The following is a 1,856-nucleotide window of genomic DNA, read 5'->3' on the forward strand; positions in this document are numbered from 1 at the left end:
CGGTACTGTCAAAAGTTCTATGAAAACTCACGCTTAAAAGTAGCTCCAAGTCTGAATTGTAGTGGTAGCCGCCGCAATCGCTCTTGACAAACACGCCAATGGTTTGTTTTTAGGTTAACAAGGGCGAAGGGGACAAAAAGAAGGCAGGTGAAATAAGCCCTTGGTTTTTCCCATTTTAAACCATTGGCAAGTTCGGTTTGTCAAGAGTTCGCTTCGCCGATTGCTAAATTAGCTTTTAAAAATCATTCAAGGGCTCAGCTAAACAAAAAGTTAGGCTAACCGCTGTTTTACGATCCATTGTTGAGCTAACTCGATCAGTTTTGTCCACCGTGCCGGCATTGTAGGAAGACCTGATAAGGATGGATTGACAACAGGTACCTTTCCCTCTAAAGAGGCATGCGGCCTCAGAAAATTAAAATAGGAAACAAACAAGGTAACATAAGATACGGAACCTTTATCTGAGCCAAAACCGTGTGTGGAGCGATAATTAGCCTTAAACGTACGATTGAGTCTCTCGATAATTTGTTTCAATGGACGAAACTCTGTGGAGACAGGATCTTCATTTGTAAGACCAATCACTTGCTTCACGTCAAATGAAATGCCGTGTTGAGCAAAAAAGTGTTGGGCTAGAAGATAGATAGGATTTCCATCGACAACGAAAGTGAGGTCTTCCGGAATCTCCTTCATTTTCACTAACACTTCATCAATGGCATGAATAGCCGTGACCGTATCTCGGTTTGGAGACACGGGATACGAGAGAATAATCTTTTTTATCGCGTCAAAAAAGAAAAATAAATAGTTCCACTTTCCATTGACACGGATATAGGTTTCATCGCCACAGAATTGATCCGAAAGCTCGTAAGGATAATGATCCACATAAGGTTTTAGGAGTAAAGCGACACTGTTCTCGTAATTCAATATCGTTTGATGGGAAATAGCGACACCATGAACATCCTGCATAATGGCAGCTGTTTTACGGGCTGAAAGCCCATAGTTCACATGGTACGTCAGGATTAAACCCAATGTATGCGGTGAAGCATGGATCTTAGACAAATTTACCCTTGGTAACTCGGGTGATTGTTTAGACAAAGGGAGAAAGTCAATGTGAAACTGGCGAAAAATATACCTTACTTTAAATGCCTGAGGATCTTTCTTAAATCGTTTTTTCTCCTTTTTAGACATGGCTTTCACTTTTTTTTGGTAATAGGAACAGTCGTTGTTTTTACATTTATAAACAGAAAAGTCTTTTCTTTCCTTAATCCTTTCTAGACTTTTGGCACAATGAGGACACTTTAAAACGGCCTCTTTGGAAAACCGATTCTTATCACTGAAAAGACAGGAACAGACCTTACAAAGAAATTGTCCTTTATTCCCATTATTGGTGTAAAGGTAATCTGCCGGAGCACCACACTGAGGACAATTCGTAGTTTTGGGTACAGTAACTTTTGAATTAGAGCGCCTTTGAACAGGCTTAAGAGGCCTATCGTGTTCTTCTAAGTACTCTTTTAAAAGAATTGTATAATCGAGCTTTTTCAAGGTTTCTATAATGGGAAGTTCATCTATCTGAAGCTTACGGTAAGGCTTATTAACAGGCTCTTCCGCTGGTTTTTCAAACATGTTTTTACCAACAAGAAGGGTTTGTAACGTACGAATAATTTGATCTTGGTACTTGATAAATTCAAGTAAATAAGTTAATAATTGAGGATACAACTTGTCACTTCCTTTTCTGGGATGTTGGTGGTCTGGTAACCTCAATTATCCTTAGATTTTTAGGGGGTGGCAAGTTTTTTCTTTATAAGCCCTCTTAAATCAAGGTTATATTAACTTTTTACTATATAAGTTTTGACAATACGAAT

At 38.8% G+C, this 1,856-nt stretch carries 1 protein-coding gene; it reads right to left on the bottom strand.

Annotated elements, in window-relative coordinates:
• Positions 1-270: 270 nt before the first annotated feature.
• Positions 271-1,710, bottom strand: a complete 1,440-nt coding sequence (locus MUB24_RS22915) for a DDE-type integrase/transposase/recombinase (RefSeq protein ID WP_244708045.1) — start codon at positions 1,708-1,710, stop codon at positions 271-273.
• Between the last annotated feature and the right edge of the window lie 146 nt (positions 1,711-1,856).

It is taken from the genome of Lederbergia sp. NSJ-179, from assembly GCF_022867885.1.
Lineage (GTDB): Bacteria > Bacillota > Bacilli > Bacillales > Bacillaceae_C > Lederbergia.